18 protein-coding genes and 1 tRNA gene are annotated in these 19,622 nt (G+C 42.9%); 12 read left to right on the top strand and 7 right to left on the bottom strand.

Translation table 11 applies throughout. From position 1 onward, the window contains the following. Window positions 1–350: 350 nt before the first annotated feature. Window positions 351–923: a crossover junction endodeoxyribonuclease RuvC gene (ruvC, locus tag LN893_RS02195; protein ID WP_255709835.1), complete on the bottom strand. Its 573-nt coding sequence runs from the start codon at window positions 921–923 to the stop codon at window positions 351–353. Between the two features lie 23 nt (window positions 924–946). Here ruvC and LN893_RS02190 point away from each other — a divergent pair, with 23 nt between their 5' ends. The 11 genes from LN893_RS02190 to LN893_RS02140 all read left to right on the top strand — a co-directional run bounded on the left by LN893_RS02190 (window position 947) and on the right by LN893_RS02140 (window position 10,590). Then, window positions 947–1,936 (top strand): lysylphosphatidylglycerol synthase domain-containing protein, encoded by a 990-nt coding sequence (locus LN893_RS02190; protein WP_229967847.1) that lies wholly within the window; start codon window positions 947–949, stop codon window positions 1,934–1,936. Beyond that, window positions 1,933–3,066 (top strand): glycosyltransferase family 2 protein, encoded by a 1,134-nt coding sequence (locus LN893_RS02185; RefSeq protein ID WP_500797090.1) that lies wholly within the window; start codon window positions 1,933–1,935, stop codon window positions 3,064–3,066. Before LN893_RS02190 ends, LN893_RS02185 begins: the two co-directional genes overlap by 4 nt. After that, on the top strand, window positions 3,063–3,320 hold the full coding sequence (locus LN893_RS02180) for a hypothetical protein (protein ID WP_229967843.1): 258 nt from the start codon (window positions 3,063–3,065) through the stop codon (window positions 3,318–3,320). The genes LN893_RS02185 and LN893_RS02180 overlap by 4 nt, the downstream gene beginning before the upstream one ends. A 347-nt stretch (window positions 3,321–3,667) precedes the next feature. Continuing rightward, the gene (locus LN893_RS02175; RefSeq protein WP_229967841.1) at window positions 3,668–4,891 is read left to right on the top strand and encodes a GAF domain-containing SpoIIE family protein phosphatase; all 1,224 of its coding nucleotides are present in this window, start codon (window positions 3,668–3,670) and stop codon (window positions 4,889–4,891) included. A gap of 124 nt (window positions 4,892–5,015) precedes the next feature. Then, window positions 5,016–5,651 carry a polysaccharide deacetylase family protein gene (locus tag LN893_RS02170; protein ID WP_229967839.1) on the top strand — a complete coding sequence of 212 codons (636 nt, stop codon included), beginning with the start codon at window positions 5,016–5,018 and terminating at the stop codon, window positions 5,649–5,651. Continuing rightward, entirely contained in the window at window positions 5,648–6,739 is a 1,092-nt protein-coding gene (locus tag LN893_RS02165; RefSeq protein WP_229967837.1) for a glycosyltransferase, read from the top strand. Before LN893_RS02170 ends, LN893_RS02165 begins: the two co-directional genes overlap by 4 nt. A gap of 240 nt (window positions 6,740–6,979) precedes the next feature. Beyond that, a complete protein-coding gene (locus LN893_RS02160) occupies window positions 6,980–7,747 on the top strand; it encodes a TatD family hydrolase (RefSeq protein WP_229967834.1) in 768 nt (255 codons plus the stop codon). Between the two features lie 3 nt (window positions 7,748–7,750). Beyond that, on the top strand, window positions 7,751–8,818 hold the full coding sequence (locus LN893_RS02155) for an asparaginase (RefSeq protein WP_229967832.1): 1,068 nt from the start codon (window positions 7,751–7,753) through the stop codon (window positions 8,816–8,818). A gap of 66 nt (window positions 8,819–8,884) precedes the next feature. Further along, window positions 8,885–8,972 (top strand) — tRNA-Ser (locus LN893_RS02150). Between the two features lie 313 nt (window positions 8,973–9,285). Beyond that, complete coding sequence (locus tag LN893_RS02145) at window positions 9,286–10,140, top strand: DNA/RNA non-specific endonuclease (RefSeq protein ID WP_229967830.1); 855 nt, start codon at window positions 9,286–9,288, stop codon at window positions 10,138–10,140. 27 nt (window positions 10,141–10,167) lie between these two features. Further along, the gene (locus tag LN893_RS02140) at window positions 10,168–10,590 is read left to right on the top strand and encodes a nuclease A inhibitor family protein (RefSeq protein ID WP_229967828.1); all 423 of its coding nucleotides are present in this window, start codon (window positions 10,168–10,170) and stop codon (window positions 10,588–10,590) included. Window positions 10,591–10,670: 80 nt separating this feature from the next. On the opposite strand, the gene LN893_RS02135 is transcribed toward LN893_RS02140, so the two are convergent. The 6 genes from LN893_RS02135 to LN893_RS02110 form a co-directional block, all read right to left on the bottom strand. After that, the gene (locus LN893_RS02135) at window positions 10,671–11,675 is read right to left on the bottom strand and encodes an amidoligase family protein (RefSeq protein ID WP_229967826.1); all 1,005 of its coding nucleotides are present in this window, start codon (window positions 11,673–11,675) and stop codon (window positions 10,671–10,673) included. Window positions 11,676–11,816: 141 nt separating this feature from the next. Continuing rightward, complete coding sequence (locus tag LN893_RS02130) at window positions 11,817–12,701, bottom strand: alpha/beta fold hydrolase (RefSeq protein ID WP_229967824.1); 885 nt, start codon at window positions 12,699–12,701, stop codon at window positions 11,817–11,819. Between the two features lie 261 nt (window positions 12,702–12,962). Then, on the bottom strand, window positions 12,963–14,126 hold the full coding sequence (locus tag LN893_RS02125) for an alpha/beta hydrolase (protein WP_229967822.1): 1,164 nt from the start codon (window positions 14,124–14,126) through the stop codon (window positions 12,963–12,965). A 531-nt stretch (window positions 14,127–14,657) separates the two neighbouring features. After that, window positions 14,658–15,494 (bottom strand): histidine phosphatase family protein, encoded by an 837-nt coding sequence (locus LN893_RS02120; RefSeq protein ID WP_229967820.1) that lies wholly within the window; start codon window positions 15,492–15,494, stop codon window positions 14,658–14,660. A 188-nt stretch (window positions 15,495–15,682) separates the two neighbouring features. Continuing rightward, the gene (locus LN893_RS02115; protein ID WP_229967818.1) at window positions 15,683–16,681 is read right to left on the bottom strand and encodes a zinc dependent phospholipase C family protein; all 999 of its coding nucleotides are present in this window, start codon (window positions 16,679–16,681) and stop codon (window positions 15,683–15,685) included. Between the two features lie 142 nt (window positions 16,682–16,823). After that, window positions 16,824–18,200, bottom strand: coding sequence for a DEAD/DEAH box helicase (locus LN893_RS02110; protein ID WP_229967816.1), 1,377 nt, complete (start codon window positions 18,198–18,200; stop codon window positions 16,824–16,826). Between the two features lie 244 nt (window positions 18,201–18,444). Here LN893_RS02110 and LN893_RS02105 point away from each other — a divergent pair, with 244 nt between their 5' ends. Continuing rightward, window positions 18,445–19,557: an AI-2E family transporter gene (locus LN893_RS02105; protein WP_229967814.1), complete on the top strand. Its 1,113-nt coding sequence runs from the start codon at window positions 18,445–18,447 to the stop codon at window positions 19,555–19,557. The last annotated feature ends 65 nt before the right edge of the window (window positions 19,558–19,622 follow it).

Raw genomic sequence — 19,622 nt, 5'->3', positions numbered from 1 at the left:
GTTTCGGTGAAGCACAAGGTTTAGAAACATGGCTCTTGTTGATTATTATGCGGGCAAAAGTTACAAAAAAGAAATAGTGTTAGAACAATACTGTCAGTTATAACGGAAAAATAAGCCTTTTGATATTTTTTAATTTGAGTTGGCGTAGGGGATGTGCTGTAGGTTTTGACTCAGGGATACCAAAGCAAAAGCCACCTTACAAGAAGGTGGATTTGCTTTGGTATCCGTTACTATAATCGTTAAGTGCAGCTCCATACGCTCCGCTTGAAAGCGCATAAACAAAAGATATTTAGTAATATAGGTGGCGACAGTTCTTTAAATAATCTAACCTAAAAGGGTTGTGGAAAAGACTATTTACTTGCCAGGCGATCAGGATTATCAGTGAGAAAGCTTTTCCAGGATTTACCTCCTTGTTTGGCATTGTTTCCTTTTTGGTAGTGGTGGCAAAGCGCTACTGCCAGAGCATCGGTGGCATCCAGTAATTTAGGAGCCTCCTTTATTTTTAGAATCTGGATGAGCATACTGGCTACCTGCTCTTTAGAAGCGTTACCGTTACCAGTTATAGATTGCTTTATTTTTTTAGGGGCATACTCTACATAAGGTATGTCGCGGGAGAGCGCGGCGGCTATGGCTACGCCTTGGGCTCTGCCGAGCTTAAGCATACTTTGCACGTTCGTCCCATAAAAAGGCGATTCAATAGCCAGCTCGTCGGGCAGGTACTCTGTGATAAGCTGTAGCACACGGTCGAAAATTTTCTTTAACTTGATGGCGTGGTTGCTATAGCTTTTTAAATGGATTACTCCATACTGCAGCAGTTGTACTTTAGAACCAGTAACTTCAATCAAGCCGTACCCCATTACTTGGGTTCCTGGGTCAATGCCGAGAATCAACTTATTTGGGGGAAGTGCAGAAGGGTAAACCATAAGGTCACAAAATTAACATTATCTTGAACATAAATCCCGATAAAAAATTCCTTTCGTTTCTGGGGAAGGCTGTATTGGTTTCACTCACGCTGTACCTGTTATACTATACTATTTTTACTGCGCCCGATACTTTTCTCACTTGGAGAGATATTCTCCAATCAGCTTTTCAGAACCCGCTTAGGTATCTTTATTTATTCGCGGCTGTACTTATACCTGTCAATTGGGGATTGGAAGCACGCAAATGGCAGTTGCTGGGGCAAAAGATAGAATATATATCTTATAAAAGAGCTTATCGTGCCGTTATGGTAGGTTTAACCTTGGGCTTTATTACTCCAAATCGCCTCGGCGATTATGCTGGCCGCGTATTGGAACTCAAAAGCAAAGAGCGCTTAGATGCCATCGGAGCTATTTTTATAGGTAGGGTTTGCCAGCTAGCTGCCACCGTGGCAGTGGGCTCTGTTGGCTTGCTGTACTTTATTCAATTGTTGTATTGGGTAGATTATCCTGGTGTCTGTGTTAGTATGGCATTGCTGCTGCTGGTGATCAATGTGGTTTTCTTATCCCTTCTATATCATGCAAAAGCAATGGTAGCATTAGTTGCTGCCATTAAACCGCTAAAGAAGCTGGTGAGGTATGTGGCCGTAATGGGAAACTATTCCGCAGGCGAAATGTCGCAGGTGCTGTTGCTGTCCCTTTGGCGTTATCTGGTTTTTATGCTGCAGTTTATTCTTTTGCTGCAGGTGTTCAATGTAAAGCTAAACCTGCTGGAGTATATGTGTGGTGTGTCTGGTACTTTTTTTCTTAAATCTGTGGTGCCTTCTGTGTCGTTGCTTTCAGATTTGGGGGTAAGGGAGTTGTCTGCTATGTACCTTTTCGGACTACTAGGACAGGAGCGGCTACAGGTGCTTAGTGCCAGCCTTAGCCTTTGGCTACTAAACATTTTAGTACCCAGTGCTGTAGGGCTTATATTTGTGCTCCGCCTTCGCTTGTTTCGGAAAGGAGAAGCCCTGTGAGCTTTCTACTAATAGTTTCTTTGCTAGCTTACAGTTGGTATATTTTACGCTGCTACACTGCTTGGGGAAAAATGCCTTCTGTAGAACTTCCACCTACTTATAAGGCAGCTACAAAACTTTCAGTAATTATTCCTGTCCGAAACGAAGCTGACAATATACTAAACCTACTTCAGGATCTGGAGCAACAGACTTACCCAAAGGCGCTATTTGAGGTACTAGTAATTGATGATGCTTCTGATGATGAAATACCTCAACTAGTTGCGGAATATGCTTGGACTTCAAGCATAGCCATTAAATATCTTAAGTTGAGTAATTATGTTAAGCAAGGTGGTAAGAAGGCAGCAGTACAACAAGGGGTAGAGCTGGCGAAAGGGGAGCTATTGATTTTTACCGACGGCGACTGTAGGGTGCAACCCGAATGGCTTGCTTTGTTTGCTTATGCCTATACTACGAAGCGTTCCTGCTTCATCAGTGGGCCTGTAAGCTTTCATCGTACCCATTCCTGGTTCGAAAAGATGCAACTGGTAGAGTTTGCTAGCTTGATAGGTACAGGCGGTGCTTCTATCGGTTTGGGAAAGCCGAACATGTGCAACGGTGCCAATTTAGCTTACACAAAGGCTGTTTTTCAAGAGGTGAGAGGCTTTGCTGGTAACGAGGCAATTGCCAGCGGCGACGATGAGTTTTTGCTTCATAAAGTAGCTAAAGTGTATCCTGATCGTATTTCGTTTTTGAAAAGTCAAAAAGCCATTGTACACACAGAGGCTCGCAAAACGGTTGGTTCTTTTATTTCGCAGCGGGTGCGGTGGGCAAGTAAATGGAAATCATATCAGAATGTAGAGGTGCAGCTATTGGCTGCTACAGTTTTTCTGGTAAACCTGATGTTTTTTCTGGCTATTCCAGCTGTACTGCTTAACTATATGCAGTTGGCTGTTTTTGTGATGGCTTATGTTGTTAAGTTTGTGGTAGATTGTTTATTTTTAAAGCGTATACTACATTTTCTGGGAAAGCCGCGCTACCTTTTGTATATGCTGCCGCTTCAGTTCGTATATATACCTTATGTAGTACTGGTGGCAATTTACAGTTTACTTGGCCGCTATACCTGGAAAGGACGAAACGTTCAGAACCTATGACAGATATTGAATTTGATATTTTAGACGAGCTTTACTTTGTTGTGGCGTTTGCCGACCTTAAAAGTACTCTTTCCCTTTCTGACCAGGAGCTTTGTGAAGGCTTAAAGTCGCTTATTAAGCAAGGGTATGTTAAGATCCTATACCCTGATCAGGATACTGAGCATGAGTATGAGGAGAAAAGCTTTAGCCAGCATTGCCAGAGTTATTACTTTCTGGCCACCAAAGCTGGATTGATCGTTCATAACTCTGTTTGATAATAGAACGTTTCTTTTTGGAAATCATGTTGTTATATAACACCTTGTGAAGTATCAGCAGAGGAGGTTTTTAACAAATGTATAGCATTGTTGTGGCCGCGATTGCTCCTACAAACAACAGCTTATTTAGCAGGTTTCACTTTGTTATAGTTGCCTTTGGTTGTGCGTTCTTGCATCTGTCAGTATTTTCACTGTCACCTGAAAGTACAGAAGAAGGTAAATAATTTTATGTTACAAATTCGTTTTTTTTGTAGTTTTACCTTAACTTATACACTACCTACTGTTATTGCTTTTAGCTGAAACCAGTTGCTTGGGCATGACTACTAACTATATGATCACGACTTGTAATGCCTGATTTACTCTCTCCTAACATACAGCAGGAGCTCAACCTTAAAAAGCTGGAGTTATCCGCTTTACTAGAGATTACACAGGCTATCAACGATAATCTGCCTGAATCTGCTCTGTATAAAATTTACCGATTTACCTTGTTAGCGCAGCTTCAGATTAGCCGCCTCGTGTTATTTGTGCACGATGAGGAGTGGGATTGCAAAGTATGTTCAGGTACAGAACAGGATTTTACAAAGCAGGAGTTGCCAGAGAATATTCTTAAGCTTAAAGAAATAACTTATACTGCTAAGCTTAACGTTGAGAAGATGTGGCGAGCCTTCGAAATTGTTATTCCTATTTTGCATAACGGCAAAGTGCTGGCTTTTGTAATGATTGGTAAAATACAGCCATATTATACCAATATGGAAGCATTGAGCTTTGTGCAGACAGTAAGTAATATTATGCTGGTTGCCATAGAGAACCACAGAATGGCCCGCCAACGTTTGGAACAGGAGGCGATCAGACGCGAAATAGAGATTGCCCGCGAGGTGCAAACAATGCTATTTCCCAAGTATCTGCCCAACGATAAAGATGTAACCATTCATGCCAGTTACATTCCACATTCTTCTATAGGTGGCGATTATTACGATTTCATAGAGATAGACCAGGACCAGTTCCTTTTTTGTGTGGCTGATGTGTCTGGTAAAGGAGTGCCTGCCTCTCTTTTGATGTCTAATTTTCAGGCAGGCCTAAGAACCATTCTGCGCCAGAATACCGATCTGAACACGGTTGTGTCTGAGTTGAATAACCTCATTTACCGCAATGCGATCGCCGAAAAGTTTATCACCACTTTTCTGGCTGTCTACAACCGAAAAACCAGGGAGTTGTGCTATGTAAACGCTGGTCATAATTCTCCTATACTTTTGTATGAAGACAATTCTCATCGTTTGTTAAACGAAGGCTGCACGATGTTAGGTGTTTTTGATGTGCTTCCGTTCATGTCTGTTACTAAAGTACACATTCCGCCTCATGCCACTTTGGTTTGCTATACCGATGGCCTTACGGAGGTTTTTGATGAGGATGAAACAGAGTTCGGAATAGAAGGTACTATCGATTTCCTGCAGCGAAACAGGTTCCTAAGTTCTCGCATGCTGCACCTGCAACTCCTAAGAGAAATAAACCTTTACAACGAAGAGGCAAAGTTTAATGACGACATTACATTGTTATCTTGCCGTTTTAAATAGTTTCGTTACTTAGATGTGAGCTTTAAAAATTTGAAGATTATTAAAAAGAAGCCTAACTTCTCTTCAGTAATCACATTATCTTTGAATCTTCAAATTCTCAAATCTCCCAATCTTTAAACCGATTTTGATCCGCCTTTACAAGACGCCGCGTTTACTCAAGAAACTGATGCCAAGCTATACCTGGCACCGAGAGGCGGCTGGTAAAAAGCTGTATCTTACTTTTGATGATGGACCTATTCCTGAGGTTACACCTTGGGTACTGGAGCAACTGGCAAAGCATAATGTAAAAGCTACTTTCTTTTGCGTAGGAGATAACGTGGCCAAGCATCCTGCCATAGCTTTGCAAATACAGCAACAAGGGCATCAACTAGCAAACCATACTTTTCATCACCTGAAAGGTTGGCAAACTCCACTCCAAATATACCTGCAAAACGTGCAGCAATGCCAGGAACAACTGGAACAGTTTGGAGTAGAACCTCAAAAGAGGTTGTTTCGTCCGCCGCACGGCCGTATTACAAGTGCACAGGCAACAGCACTCAGGCAGGAGCAGTATGAGTTAGTTATGTGGGATATGCTCACCAACGACTACGATGCCTCTTTATCGCCTGAAACTTGCTTGAAAAAAGCATTGCAGCATACCCAAAGCGGCAGTATCATCGTATTTCACGACAGTCTTAAAGCTAAACGAAACATGATGTATGCCTTGCCGCCTTTTTTAAAACACTTTACAGCACAAGGGTATACTTTCGAAACCCTATGATTGTATCGGTAGTCTACTTTATACTTTATTTTTCTCTTTTCCTGGTATTGTTGGCTTTACATATTTACAATCATAAGCCACATGCCTACAGCCTAACTACTTATCCCCGCATCAGTATTCTGATCGCGGCTCGGAACGAGGAACATACAATAATCAAATGTTTAGAGGCTTTAGAGCAACTTGATTTCCCGAAAGATAAGGTCGAGATTCTGATTGGAGACGATAGTTCTACCGATAAGACCAGAGTGATTGTAGATGCTTTCATCAAAGGTAAGCCACAATACACTTGCGTTACCATCACTCAAAACATTGGCGACACAAAAGGAAAAGCCAACGTGCTGGCGCATTTAGCCAAACTAGCCACCTCCGATTTTTTTTTATATACAGATGCGGATATTGTGGTTCACCAAAGTTGGGCGAAGTCTATGCTTTCAGCCATGCAACAAGGCGTGGGCATTGTGACAGGTATTACCACGGTTAGGGGTTGCAGGCTTTTCGATCATTTACAAGCTATGGACTGGTTGTTCTCTTTAGGGCTGATGCAGGTGGTCGCTGACCTGAAATTGCCTGTGAGCACAATGGGTAACAATATGCTCATTCGTCGAGAGGCCTATGAATCAGTGGGTGGGTTTGAAAGTATTAAGTTTTCTGTTACCGAAGATGTTGCCATTTTCAAGCAGCTCGTAAAGCAAGGCTGGAACACAAGAAACATCTATGATGAAAGTGTTCTGGCGCTATCTGCACCTGCTGATAACCTACTGCAATTAATGCAGCAGCGTAAGCGCTGGATGCGCGGCTCTATGCACCTGCCCCTGTACATGGTGATCATTTTTATACTTCATTCTGCCTATTATCCTATCTTATTACCTTTCTTTGCCTATACTTCATTTTCGGTGATGCTTGCCATATTTTGTGTGAAGCTTTTGCTGCAGAGCTTGTATTTAAACATCAGCTTAAAAAGAATTCAGCGGCAGGTACCTTGGTGGCTATATATCCTTTTTGAGTTGTACCTCGTCTTTACTTCAATAGCCTTAATCATTTATTTTTTTCTTCCTCTTAAAATTCGTTGGAAGGGCCGCAACTATTAATATACTAACTCTTTTAGCGGCTCTTTCAGATATCGTTAAAGTAAAGTTATACCTGTTAAAGATTTTCGAAAAACTATTACTTTTTATCTTACTGCGGCCTGTGCAGTAAGTCTTTTCCAAATCAATGGCTTTTAGTTTATAGTTGTTTCTAAGTAAGAATTGTTCTTGATTTGCAGCTCTTAGCTTTATACTTAGCGCTCAGTTAGAGCTATTTTTAGCACCTAAAAATGTTTTAAGTACATGATGTTAGTCGATTCTCACGCACACATATATTCAGAAGAGTTTAAGGAAGACAGGGAAGAGGCGCTGGCGAGAGCTATGGCGGAGGGTGTAGAAAAAATCTACATGCCCAATATAGATCATACTACTATAGACGCCATGCTGGAGACGGAGGAGAAACACCCATCTCAGTGTCTGCCGATGATGGGTTTGCACCCTGCTTACGTAAAAAATGATTTTGAGCGGGAGTTGTACCTAGTGGAGGAGTGGCTAGGCAAAAAATCTTTTGCTGGCGTTGGAGAGTGTGGGATAGACTTGTACTGGGACAAGACCTTTTTGCCGCAACAGCAGGAGGCGCTTAAAGTGCAGGTAGAACTAGCTAAAAAGCACAAGTTGCCTATTATATTGCATACACGTGATGCCTTTGAAGAGACTTATGAGATAATAGCTGCGGCACAGGATGGTACACTTGAGGGTATATTCCATTGTTTTTCAGGCACGGCAGAAGAAGCAGTCAGGGTAAAAGAGCTGGGTTTCCTGATGGGAATAGGCGGAGTGTCTACCTTTAAAAATGGAGGCATGGATAAAGTGCTGCCTCATGTGCAGTTAGAAGATTTGGTGCTCGAGACTGATTGTCCTTACCTTGCGCCAGCACCGCACCGCGGAAAGAGGAATGAACCATTGTATGTGCCACTTATTGCCAAACGTGTAGCCGAGTTACTAGGCAAACCACTGGATGAGGTTGCTGCTGTAACATCTCAAAATGCCCTTAACCTGTTTAAACTATAATTCATGCAAGTAATAAAAGTTGAAATAGATACAGCTGCACCCTTAGACCCTGAGGCATCCATCCTTATCATTTATACAGGTGGCACTATAGGTATGGTCTTCGATGAGGAAAAGAAACACTTGGTGCCCTTCAACTTTAGCCAGATACTGGAAAAAGTGCCTGAACTTGCGCAGTTTAAGTATCTGCTTACAGTTGTTAGCGTTGAGCCTGTTATTGATTCTTCTAACGTAACGATAGAAAACTGGATTCTGCTGGCCAAGCTGATAAAAGAGAACTACAATAACTACGATGGCTTTGTGATACTGCACGGCACAGACACTATGGCTTATAGTGCCTCTGCTATGAGTTTTTTGCTCGAGAACCTGTGCAAGCCCGTTATCTTTACTGGTGCTCAGGTACCTATCGGTAGAGTGCGAACGGATGCACGCGAAAATTTAATTACAGCCTTACAGATTGCCGCCACCAAAATAGATGGCCATAGCCTGGTGCCTGAGGTGTGCATTTACTTCCACAACCTGCTGTTGCGCGGCAACAGAGGTAAGAAAGTCGAGAGCAGTCATTTCAATGCTTTCAAATCTGAGAACTATCCGCTTTTAGCCAAGGCAGGAGTGGTGATAGACTATTACTGGAGTTCCATCCTGCCTCACCCTACGGAGCCATTAAAAGTACATAGTCATATGGATGACAGAGTTGCCATTCTAAAGCTTTTTCCTGGTATTACGGCTCAGGTAGTGGCTAGTATCTTGCGTACGCCTGGCTTGCGTGGCGTAGTAATGGAAACTTTTGGTGCTGGCAACGCCCCCATCTTTAGCTGGCTTTTAGACTTGCTTAGAGAAGCCATGGACAGAGGTATATTTATACTGAATGTGTCGCAATGTGATGAAGGACGGGTAGAGCAAGGCCGTTACGAAACAAGCAAACATCTCTTTAACATGGGCATTATAGGTGGAGTTGATATAACAACAGAGGCTGCCATTTCTAAAATGATGTTTGTGTTGGGGCTGAATAAAGACCAGGTTAATACCAAAAGGCTTTTAGAAAGTAATCTTAGGGGAGAGATATCCATTTAATTAACAATATATGCAGGAAAGCCCTTGCAACTGTAAAAGTTAATCTCTTATCTTTGCACCCTGTTTAGAGAGTTGTCCGAGTGGTTGAAGGAGCACGCCTGGAAAGTGTGTATACCTCAAAAGGGTATCGAGGGTTCGAATCCCTCACTCTCTGCTAATTTGAATTAAAAGCCTTGTAAGTTCGGTACTTGCAAGGCTTTTTTGTTTTAAAATGATGGTAGATGCAACTGGCTGTACAGCAATTCATTTGCTAGACCTCCAGATGCATGCTTAGTGATTTCTTGTCGTAAAATTTCAAAAGAGTCCATAGGTTCAGCTTAAAAAGCACGTATAAACAGCACCTGAAGGCGAGGCCCTTTGCTTACTGAATGAAATTAAAATAGCTTTTTTAGAAATGAACACAGAAGCGGTTGCTTTATAAAAATTAGTACAGTGCTTCCATAAATCCAATTCTATATTATATACCAATGCTTAGACATACCTATAGATATTATTTCCATATCCTACTTTTCTTGCTTGTCTTGTCTGGATGTAAGGAAATTCAAGTTTCACCCAGGCAGTCACTAGAAGAGCAGCAGTTACTGCTGGGGAATCCAAATGGTGCGACATCAGACATAAATAACCCTAATAATTACCTGATGCAAAAGCCACAGTTCGCGCTCTCCTACAGCCGCGATAGGGGTACACCAAACTGGGTAAGCTGGCATGTAAATGCTAGCTGGTTGGGCGGTGCCGACAGGCAGGATAATTTCCGTGCAGACCCCGAATTACCAGAAGGATGGTACAAGGTAACGGCAAGCTCTTACAGGAGTAGTGGTTTTGACAGAGGACATAATGCCCCCTCAGCAGACAGGACCAAAACTGTTGAAGATAACGCTGCCACCTTTCTGATGACAAACATGATTCCGCAGGCTCCAAATAATAACCAGGAAACTTGGGCCAACTTGGAAGATTATACCCGTAGGTTGGTAGCTGAAGGAAATGAAGTATATGTTATAATGGGAAGCTATGGCATTGGCGGTTCAGGTAGCAATGGCAGTGCTAAAACAATAGATAAAGGCAGGGTTACTGTTCCCAAACGTATCTGGAAGGTACTGGTGGTGCTGCCAGAAGGAGAGAATGACCTGCAGCGCATTAACTCAGATACACGTGTAATTGCAGTAGATACTCCGAACCTTAATTCTGTGCGATCAGATTGGAGTTACTACCGCACAACTGTAGATGCCATCGAAAGTGCTACAGGATATGATTTACTTTCCGCTGTGCCTGAAGCAGTGCAGGAAGTTCTGGAAAGTAAAGTGGACATGGGGCCAACAAAGTAAGCTCAACATTTACCCAACTTAAAACGGATGGATAATACAGATATTTCCACGGCAAACCTGTTGGAGGGGCTTCGACAGCAGTCAGAAGGTTTGTTTTACGTTAGTGAGACAGATGCTACATTCGAGGTGGTACATTTTTCAGGCAAAGACGGTAGCGAACCAACAACAACAACAGAGCTACTTGCCTGGGCAGGAAAGGCAGAGGAGGAGAAGGTAGAAGTAGTCGAACTGCAGTATTTTTTTCGGAAAATGACAAACGAAACGGAAGACATGTCAGACGAGGAAAAGCTTGAAGCCTCTCGCTTTCAGAAGCTGCAGGCATTTATAGAACAGCACCTGCAACAAACTAAAGTCTATAGGGTTGGTGAGCGTAAAATCACAGCTTTCATATTGGGCAAGGCTAGTACAGGGGAGTTGCTGGGCCTCAAAACCATACTCGTTGAAACGTAATAGGTAGAGCGAAGCAACTATCCCGTTCGTTTTTAATAAAACCTGTTAAATATTTTCATATTAGAGTTCCCTCAAAGATATCAGGAAGCTAACTGCGCTATTCTCTTCGTCCATTTACTATCAAAACCAATAAGCGTGTCTTCCTTTAGAGCTATAAACTCTTGACTAGTCTTATCCAGCTTTTCCTGGTCAGAGGCTAGTTCTTCTATTAAAATCCAGTTGTTCCATTCCTGAGCTAAAGTCCAAGTTGGTTGGGCAATAGAACTATTAGGCAGCCTATAATGGAAGGTGTTTCGCGCCTTTACCTTGCCTATATCTTTATACCGCTGAATTAGGTCTTTATCTAAGGCAGCAAAGATTGGATACATATCTAGCGGCCGATTACGGTCTGGGTTATAAGTATGATAGTCGGATATGAGTTTTGTGAGATCAGGTTTATAGTCTGAAGCCAATATAAGCTGCGCATAAGTGCTTGGAAATGGATCTATAAAAGGGCTGAATCTACGGGCTAGATCAGTTTTACCTATCTGTAGCAGCCAGGGGTAAAGGAGTATCAGAGCTTTTATGTAGTTCAAGAGCGTGTTTGCATCTAGCCGAGGCGATTCAGCATTTATATGAGTTCCGAAAGCATTGGTAATAAAAGACTCAGTACCTTCAGCACTATGGCTGTATAGAGACTCTCTTAGCCTTTCCAGTTGTTCCAGTTCTGTACAAGGAACAGGAGGGCAGGCGATTTCATAAGGGAATATTTTGCCCACTATACTTTCAAGGGCTTTCTCTACCTCATCTTCTAAAGTGCCATTTTGGAGCTTTACTTCATCCAGGTGGATATTAAACGGCGTCAGTAATTTTCTGTAGCCTTTCTCGGTCAGCAAAGTAAGGTCAAACTCTATAGTGAAGTCGCCAAGACTTGTACCTACCACCTTTTGCTTAAAACGGCCTTCTTTGTTTACTTCGCCTCCGTAAAGGTCTTGTATAATTTGCACCGATTCCTCTATTCCAAGATTTGTAAACTCTAACTCGAACCCTACAGTCCGCACTTTTCCTTGCTCGTTATGCAGTATCGGTGGTCTTTTAAATTGCATAAGTTTTCATAACTGGTTCTATTATTAAAACGGCAATAAGTAATTTCAGTTTTAAGTTAGCCTTATCTGCAGGCAAACTGCGTACTCTAAGCAGGGACTTTTAACTCATTATACTTCGTTGTTGTCTTTGATGGATAAGCTTCAAACCTGTCCTGAGGCTGCCTGCAGCACAATTAGGTCAGTTATTTCATCCCATTTCTCTTCCTGTAGCAGGTGTTTCGCTTGTAGCTTATGCACTAGTGCCAAACCTGCGGCTTTTTTTATCTCCAAACCATAACGCTCGTATGTTAACCCAGGATCCTCGGCACCCCAAATAGCCTGTACAGGATAAGGAGTGTTTTGTACGGCCTGATAGCACATTTCCTTGAAAGCAGCGCTTTTATCGAAGTTGCGCATTATTTTCAGAGAGGCGCTGCCGTTATCATCTCGTTTCAATAAGTCGATATAAGCCTCTATTTCTGGATTGGAAATCCCATTAGTACTGGAAACTCCAAAAGAAGAAAAAGCAAGGTGCCATGTTTTATGGGTAAGCAACGCTAATTCCGTTTCGCCTAGTACAGGTTTCTCGAACGGTCGCATTGGTAGAGGTTTTTCAAACGCCTCTACATCTACCCAAGTGTTCAGAATAGTAAGAGATAGAATTCTGCCTCTGAGTTGTGCAGCAAGTGCAAAGCCTATTGGGCCTCCAATATCATGCACAACCAAATGACACTTTTCTAAGCCAAGAACATCTGTGGCCTTTATGCAAAAGTCCGCTAAGCCCCTAAAAGAATAGTCGAAGTCTGCGGGTCTGTCAGCTAGTCCTAAACCAGGTAAGTCTATAGATATTCCTCGCAGGCCTTTGGCAGCCAAAGCCTGTGCAAGCTTTCGGTAAAGAAAGGAGGAAGTAGGAACACCATGCAAACAAAGCACTGGTTCTCCAGAGCCTACATCAAGAGCAAAACTTTGTACACCATTCACCTTAAAGTAGTAGCCAGATTCCTCATGCTGCTTTATCACGTCTTCTATGGTAGTTTCTTTCATCATCCTGTTTCGTTTCTGTATACTATTTCTTACGCTAATGTATGACTGAAGGTATAGGCGATCTTGGCTCATAGAGTTTTAAAACCAAGTTTACCGCTGCACTAAGCACATCGCCATAGGAAGCTACAATGGCCTATGTATAGGTAGTTGAACAGATGCTTTCAAAATGCTAGTAAAATATAAAAGCCGCCTGACACTACAGTCAAGCGGCTTTTACTTTTATAGTTGGTATAATTGCTACCTTGATTTAAAGTTATCTAAAAACTAATCTTCAAAAGCCTCATTTAATTCTTCGGCTGCAAGGTCTTGTGCATCGGCGGCTTGCGGTACAACAGCGGCCATTCCAAAAAACTCATGCGTTACACCTTCATACACCCTCGTTGTAACTGGCACCCCTGCTGCCTCTAGCCTTTCGGCATACGTTTGGCCTTCGCTCAGTAGTGGATCAATTTCAGCGTTTATAATGGTGGTAGGCGGTAGTCCTGTAAGGTCAGGAGCGTCTACCAGTGAGATCCAAGGGCTTTCTGCATCTGCAGGGCTGCTTAGGTACTTATCGAAGAACCACATCATGAGCGGTCTGCTCAGAGGCTTCGCATTAGCATATTCTAGGTAAGATGGTGTTTCAAAATTATGGTCTGCAATAGGGTACACCAGTAGTTGGTGCACTGGCATTTGCACGTTGTTGTCACGAGCCATCATGCTGACAGCTGCGGCCAGGTTACCACCTGCGCTTTCACCAGCTACGGCTATACGGTCCATGTCAATGTTAAGCGACGCTGCATTATTAAGCACCCACTGGTAAGCCGCAAATGAATCGTTATGTGCGGTAGGGAATTTATATTCTGGTGCCTGACGGTAAGCTACAGAAACCACAACGGCTCCAGTCTTTTCTGAAAGTGCACGTGCCGAAGCGTCGTACGTGTCGATGCCAGCTATTACCCAGCCACCACCATGATAATAAACAATGCCTGGGTGTGGTGCGGTGGCATTTTGAGGAGTATAGATACGAACATGGATCATGCCGCCATCCACAGGGATTTTTTGACCTGTGGTATCAACCATAGACGGTGGCATAGAAATGTTGTTGTTTTCCATTACGGCCATAACAGCGTCTGCTGGGGTAGGTGCCATACGTGCCTCTTCTGCTGTACGCTCATGTAGAGGTGGCCCAGACATTAAGCTGTCCAGCGCTTCTATTACAGTAAGCATCTCGTCTGTTATAGTTGGTCCCCATTCAGGTCTTGGCCCGTCTGGTTCTAAGGTGCCTGAGTCATCATCGTCGCAGGCTGACAAGGAAGAAACAATTCCTACTAAGACTAACATATGGACTAAACGCATCCATTTGTTTTTTTTCTGTTGTTGCTTTACCCCATGCTGAGGTACTAATTCTGAAGTAAAATCTTTACTACTCTGGTTGTTTTTTCTCATAGCTTAATAAGTTTTAGTACTGATTTGTACGTGCTGCTACTGCAGAAGCAGCTGAGTTTTGCTAATCTATCCGTGGATAGTAGTTTATACTTAGTGTAGAGCAGTGCAATTTGAGCTGTGGTTGAAATTCATGCATGTGTTCACAAGTGTTTTATTTTGCTCGTTCTTCTCTATTATAGAGAGTTGTGATATGGAATTTTAGGTTTTGTAGCTTATTTATTTTAGTGCAAAAATCAGTGTTTATACTTAGCATGAGAAATTGTGATTTCAAATACCGTATTTTTATTGTAACTCTACCAGAAGTAGCGTTTATAGGGTAACACGGGAGCAGGTAATAGGAGCCTTGGCAGCGAGATAGTGAGAATGCAGGTACAGAATTCCTGACAAAGTTCTGATTTATTGATACTGCTGGCTCTACAGACAGCGACGAACGATCATTACTTATGCTTGTAAATTGAAAAATTACCAAAGCAATTATTTTGAACCAGATTAAACTGTGGCCTGCTAAAAACGGAGGGTAAAATCAAAAAGCTATTGGCCTGCAGATTCGTGGGAAGCTTGTTCTTTCTGCTTTTTTTCTGGATCGATTTTGACAAGTACGGTCGTAGCAAAATAACTCGAGCCGCCGTCTTTTACTACATGCCAGCCCATTCCTTGTAGTTCTTCTTTTATGTATCGGTTCAAAAAGCCATGCGCCACTAAAACTACTTTAGGCCTTTCTTCTGTAGCATCTGCTATTAGTTCGGCAGCCTTTTGAGCACGATTTTTGGCATCAGCGAAACTTTCGATTTCACCGCGACCCAGGCCTAACATCCACTTGATGCGAGCACTTGTTGTCCAGAGCTTGATGGGTAGTCTTAACTTGATGGCTCGCTTCCCAATACGGGTTTCAAACTCTCTGAAATCCCGCGACACTTCCATTTCGGTTGAGTCGCCGAAGAGGTATTGTGCAGTAGCTTGTGCTCTTTGTACTGAACTTGAAAAGATAGCTACTTCTTTAGGGTCTTTTATTTCAAAAAAAGGTTTGTCAGGTACTACTATGCCTACGCTGTCGTACCGAGTTACATATCGCTGAGCTTCTTGATGCGAAAATTTTCCAGTCTTGTTTATATCTGGTTCACCGTGCCGCACCAGCGCAATTTGCTTTAAGCTACTGTATTCTTCCACTACTTCATCTTCGGGTTGGATAAAGCGAGTTTCTTTGGCTATGGGCACACCGTTGGCCTTAACGTAATCAGCTTGGGCGTCTAGTGTTCTGTATTTCTGTGCAATTTGTTCTACTGTCTGCTGTATTTGCTTTGTATTCTGAGCACTAACAGGCGCAATAATCAAAAGACCGAAAGAGAGTATAAGAAAGAGTAGCTTCATATATCTTTGGTATACGAAGTTTCCTGTTTTATAGGTTATTCGTTCTTGAGCTGTTTAACCTCAGTAAAAGAGTGCAATTTTAGTGTAGCAACCATAGGCAATAATTGCTTCAACGAATAAAACCTTAAAGAAAAAGCGGCTATACCTGCACAAGCAAGTATAGCCGCTATATGTGGCGCAGAATTTAATTACTCAGCTGTATTGTTTTGCTTTTGCGTGGCAATAATCTTGTTTTGTTGAAACAGCTGATTTTTCTTCCAAATCTTTTTCTCCTGTTTCAGTTCTCTCTTTTCAGCTTTGGTTAGTTTATTTTCCATCAGCTTATCCAGGTCAGGCTTGCCGCCGTCTACCCAACATGTATACCAGAAATTAGCAATTACCTCTGCAGATCCTTCCAGGCGCTGTGCCACAGTTGGGCCCAGCAGTTCGGCATACTTTGCAGCAAACTCATCTGAATAATACTGGCGTTGTCTGCCGTAACGTTCAACAGTAACATATTTCGTTTCAGGCGTAAATCCTTTGGTTGCCTCACGCTCTACTTCCAGCACTTGCGGAAAAAGTTTATGAGAAGCTCTTACAACTTCCCAAATTGCTTTTTCTGTGTCGGGAAGATAAACAGCTTTTTTATTTTGTAGTTGGTATGTCTTTGCATGCATCTCTGGCACTTTCGATTCCCACAGGCTGTGTAAACCCTTTTGGTTTGTCAGCTGCCCATCGTAGTTTACGGTGGTGTGCAGCGGTACGTGTGCATCGGCTATATAATGGCCTAGGTCTGCTGCATAGTATAATATGTTGTCTGCGTTTTGCTGCTTGAAGGCGTTTGTAAGGCGCTCTTTCATTACAACAACATGCCAAGGCACAATACCATATTTTACCAGTGTATCGGCAGAGTAGCGAGCGGCAGCGGCTTCCCAGGCCTGAGGCATGGTATATACGGCATCCTCTCCATACACATCAATATCTATAAAATGACGTGGAGCCTCAGTAGGATCATCGTTACGACGCTCATCTGGTCTAACAGATTTCTGAACCAGGTAATCTTGGTGCTTGTAAAAGAAAGCTTGCATTTGTTTTGGCAGACCATAGATAGCGAGTTGATGTACTACTTTATGGCCAAAAAAGCCCCAGCCATAAGATAAGGCACTGCAGGCCAAAAGGGCAATTGCAAGCAATGAGATTTTTTTCATGCTATGTTAGTTGTGTTCGGAAGCAAAATTACTGCTTCTGATCTAAAGTTGAGTTAAAGACGTGTAAACTTATTAAGAGGCCTTGCCAGAGAACTGCAGCTTGAACTTATAAGCTGTTGCTATGAGTCCTCTTGAAAGCACCTTAGTTAACCAAGCTTACCTTAAACTTGCGGCCTTTAATTTTGCCAACACTAAGCTTACTGATAATCATTTGAGCTTCAGTCTCTGGCACAGCTACAAAGCTTTGGCGATCCTGTATCTCTATCTTACCAATGGTGTCTGCTTTCAGGCCTGCTTCCGCTATAAGTGCTCCCACTATATCTCGTGGACTAATTTTATCTTTGCGGCCACCGCTGATATAAAGAGTGGCAAAGGCAGGGGCTTTACTAGCAGGTGCTGTTTCTGCTGCCTGTAGCTTCTGTAGCGAAAGCCATTCATCCATTCGTACCAGTCCCCACTCTCGTAGCTTTTTCTCGTCCCGCAGGGTAGCCAAGGTATATACAGTGCCACTTTTGCCAGCACGGCCTGTGCGGCCGCTCCTGTGCAGGTAGGCGGCCTGGTCGTCTGGCAACTCGTAGTGAATAATTGTTTCTAGGCTAGAGATATCAAGTCCTCTGGCAGCCAAGTCGGTGGCGACTAAAATGTGGGTGCTGCTGTTACGGAAGAGGGTCATGGTTTTCTCACGGTCCTGCTGCTCCATGCCACCGTGTAAAGCTTTGGCTGCTAAACCAGCATCCTGTAGTTGTTCTGTAAGTTCATCGGCGGCTGCGCGGGTGTTGGCAAAAACAACTGTGCCTGCCTGTGGCAAGCTTTGCAAGAGCTGCACTACCGTAGCCTTCTTTTCCGATTGCTCAACCTTTATGCCTATCAGCTTTACCTGGTCAGGTATGGCATTGGAGGAGGCTTTTATAAACTTCGGATCTTTCAGTGAATCTGAGATAAGTTCTTTTACAGGGTCTGGCATGGTGGCAGAAAAAAGAACAACTTGTCGCTGGCGGGGGAGTGCTTCTATAATCTGGTCTAGCTCCTCCTGAAATCCCATCTCCAAAAGTTTATCTGCTTCATCCAGGGTTACTATTTTGGTATGAGTCAAATCTAAGGTGTTGCGGTTGAGGTGGTCTGTCAGTCGGCCTGGTGTGCCTACCAACACCTGTGGCGGATGGGCCAGGGAAGCTCGCTCCTGTGAGAAAGCATGCCCGCCATAGAAGGCGCTGATCTTCAGGTTGTCGATGTTTTTGCCGAATTGCTTTAGCTCCTGGCGCACCTGCAAAGCCAGTTCTCGTGTAGGCACCACTATTAGTGCCTGTACATGCTGCAACTCCGTTTTTACGCTTTGCAAAAGGGGCAACCCATAAGCAGCCGTTTTGCCACTTCCAGTTTCGGCTTGTCCTGCTACATCTTTGCCCTGTAACAACACAGGTATGGCACTCTCCTGAATAGGAGTGGGCGTGGTATAATTCAACTCCTGCAGGCTTTGTAGCAGCTGCGGATTTAGTTTCAGGTCTTGGAAAGTTGGCATTGGGTTAGATTCTAGATGATAGAAAAAGATGTTAGACTTTAGGCTTTGTATACCTGTACTGCTATCTCAACATGGTTATTGGGAACAGCGTTAGATTTGAAACTCATTTTTAAGTTTTGATCTGGTAACAAAGGTACGTAATTACTATGGCTACTTCAGATAAGTGTTTTCTTCAAATCCTTCTCTATTTCATTCCTGCTTATCAAAACATACCCTTTTTGCTATAAATGGAGTATTAAAATATATGGCAAAAAAACTCGATCGGATAAAACAGTTTACTTGGATTCTGCTTTTCTTGGTTTTGTTGGTGTACGTACTGGTGGCGGCACGGGAGTTTCTTTACCCAATTTTTATGGCAGTTCTTTTTTCTTATCTGCTATATCCGGTGGTAAAGAAACTAGAAGAATGGGGTGTACCTAGAATTCTAGCAAACTTCATAACCATTATTTTAAGCACACTGGCTATAGTTGGTTTGTTTGTGCTTTTGTATAAACAGCTTTCTACTTTCCTGTCTGATTTTCCGAGCCTGCAGGAGCAAGCACTAAAGAACCTGGACAGGCTACAATACGCGATTGATGATAAGTTTGGCGACACTGACTCAGCGAACGAGCATTGGTTGCGGAAGCAGGTTTATAATGCCTTCGAGATTAGCGGAGGTTTTATTGCAGATGTGCTGATGGCCACAACGAACACCATCACCAAATTTGGGCTTATACCTGTTTATATGTTTTTGCTGCTTTACTACCGTAACAAGTTTGAGAACTTTATACTTCGCCTGCTTCCTTCCTTTCGCCATTCCTCGACGCAGTGCGTTATAGACGAAATTGCCAGCGTAATGAAGCGTTATATGAGTGGTGTCGTTATTGTAATTCTCATACTATGTGTCATTAACAGTATAGGCTTGCTCATCATTGGAGTAGACTATGCCATACTGTTAGGTATTATTGCTGCCCTCATCAACTTCATACCTTACTTCGGAACGCTTATCGGTGGAGCCTTCCCCGTTATCTATACGCTTATGGTACAGGGCGATCCGCAAAAGACTCTTGTAGTGGTCGGTTTTTTTCTGCTAGTTCAGTTTACAGAAAATAATATTCTTACCCCAAACATTACAGGAAACAAGGTCAACATAAATCCTATGTTCACAATTCTTAGCATTGTGGTAGGAGGGATGATCTGGGGTTTGCCAGGGATGTTTGTGGCCGTCCCTTTTCTGGGCATGTTTAAAGTATACTGTGATAACCATAGCGAGCTGAATGCTTACTCCTTTTTGCTAGGTACTGACGGTACGGAAGAACATGCGCTTACCATAGATAAGATAAAAGACAAATTGGGTATAGGGCAGAAAAATAACTAGGCTATTCTGTTCGTAGTAGGTTAACTCATTAACGTCGTCGCCTTCTGCGGAGAGCTTTATGAATC

Origin of the sequence: Pontibacter harenae, assembly GCF_020907245.1 — a bacterium.
GTDB classification, from domain to species: Bacteria; Bacteroidota; Bacteroidia; order Cytophagales; family Hymenobacteraceae; genus Pontibacter; species Pontibacter harenae.
Note: the sequence above shows the minus strand (reverse complement) of the source record. Positions and strands in the feature narration are given on the sequence as shown.

Bases quoted from the DNA above. Each gene is read 5' to 3' on its own strand.
- ruvC (WP_255709835.1), bottom strand. From the start codon at position 923: ATGGTTTACCCTTCTGCACTTCCCCCAAATAAGTTGATTCTCGGCATT.
- LN893_RS02180 (WP_229967843.1), top strand. From the start codon at position 3,063: ATGACAGATATTGAATTTGATATTTTAGACGAGCTTTACTTTGTTGTG.
- LN893_RS02175 (WP_229967841.1), top strand. From the start codon at position 3,668: ATGCCTGATTTACTCTCTCCTAACATACAGCAGGAGCTCAACCTTAAA.
- LN893_RS02165 (WP_229967837.1), top strand. From the start codon at position 5,648: ATGATTGTATCGGTAGTCTACTTTATACTTTATTTTTCTCTTTTCCTG.
- LN893_RS02160 (WP_229967834.1), top strand. From the start codon at position 6,980: ATGATGTTAGTCGATTCTCACGCACACATATATTCAGAAGAGTTTAAG.
- LN893_RS02155 (WP_229967832.1), top strand. From the start codon at position 7,751: ATGCAAGTAATAAAAGTTGAAATAGATACAGCTGCACCCTTAGACCCT.
- LN893_RS02145 (WP_229967830.1), top strand. From the start codon at position 9,286: ATGCTTAGACATACCTATAGATATTATTTCCATATCCTACTTTTCTTG.
- LN893_RS02140 (WP_229967828.1), top strand. From the start codon at position 10,168: ATGGATAATACAGATATTTCCACGGCAAACCTGTTGGAGGGGCTTCGA.
- LN893_RS02135 (WP_229967826.1), bottom strand. From the start codon at position 11,675: ATGCAATTTAAAAGACCACCGATACTGCATAACGAGCAAGGAAAAGTG.
- LN893_RS02130 (WP_229967824.1), bottom strand. From the start codon at position 12,701: ATGATGAAAGAAACTACCATAGAAGACGTGATAAAGCAGCATGAGGAA.
- LN893_RS02125 (WP_229967822.1), bottom strand. From the start codon at position 14,126: ATGAGAAAAAACAACCAGAGTAGTAAAGATTTTACTTCAGAATTAGTA.
- LN893_RS02120 (WP_229967820.1), bottom strand. From the start codon at position 15,494: ATGAAGCTACTCTTTCTTATACTCTCTTTCGGTCTTTTGATTATTGCG.
- LN893_RS02115 (WP_229967818.1), bottom strand. From the start codon at position 16,681: ATGAAAAAAATCTCATTGCTTGCAATTGCCCTTTTGGCCTGCAGTGCC.
- LN893_RS02110 (WP_229967816.1), bottom strand. From the start codon at position 18,200: ATGCCAACTTTCCAAGACCTGAAACTAAATCCGCAGCTGCTACAAAGC.
- LN893_RS02105 (WP_229967814.1), top strand. From the start codon at position 18,445: ATGGCAAAAAAACTCGATCGGATAAAACAGTTTACTTGGATTCTGCTT.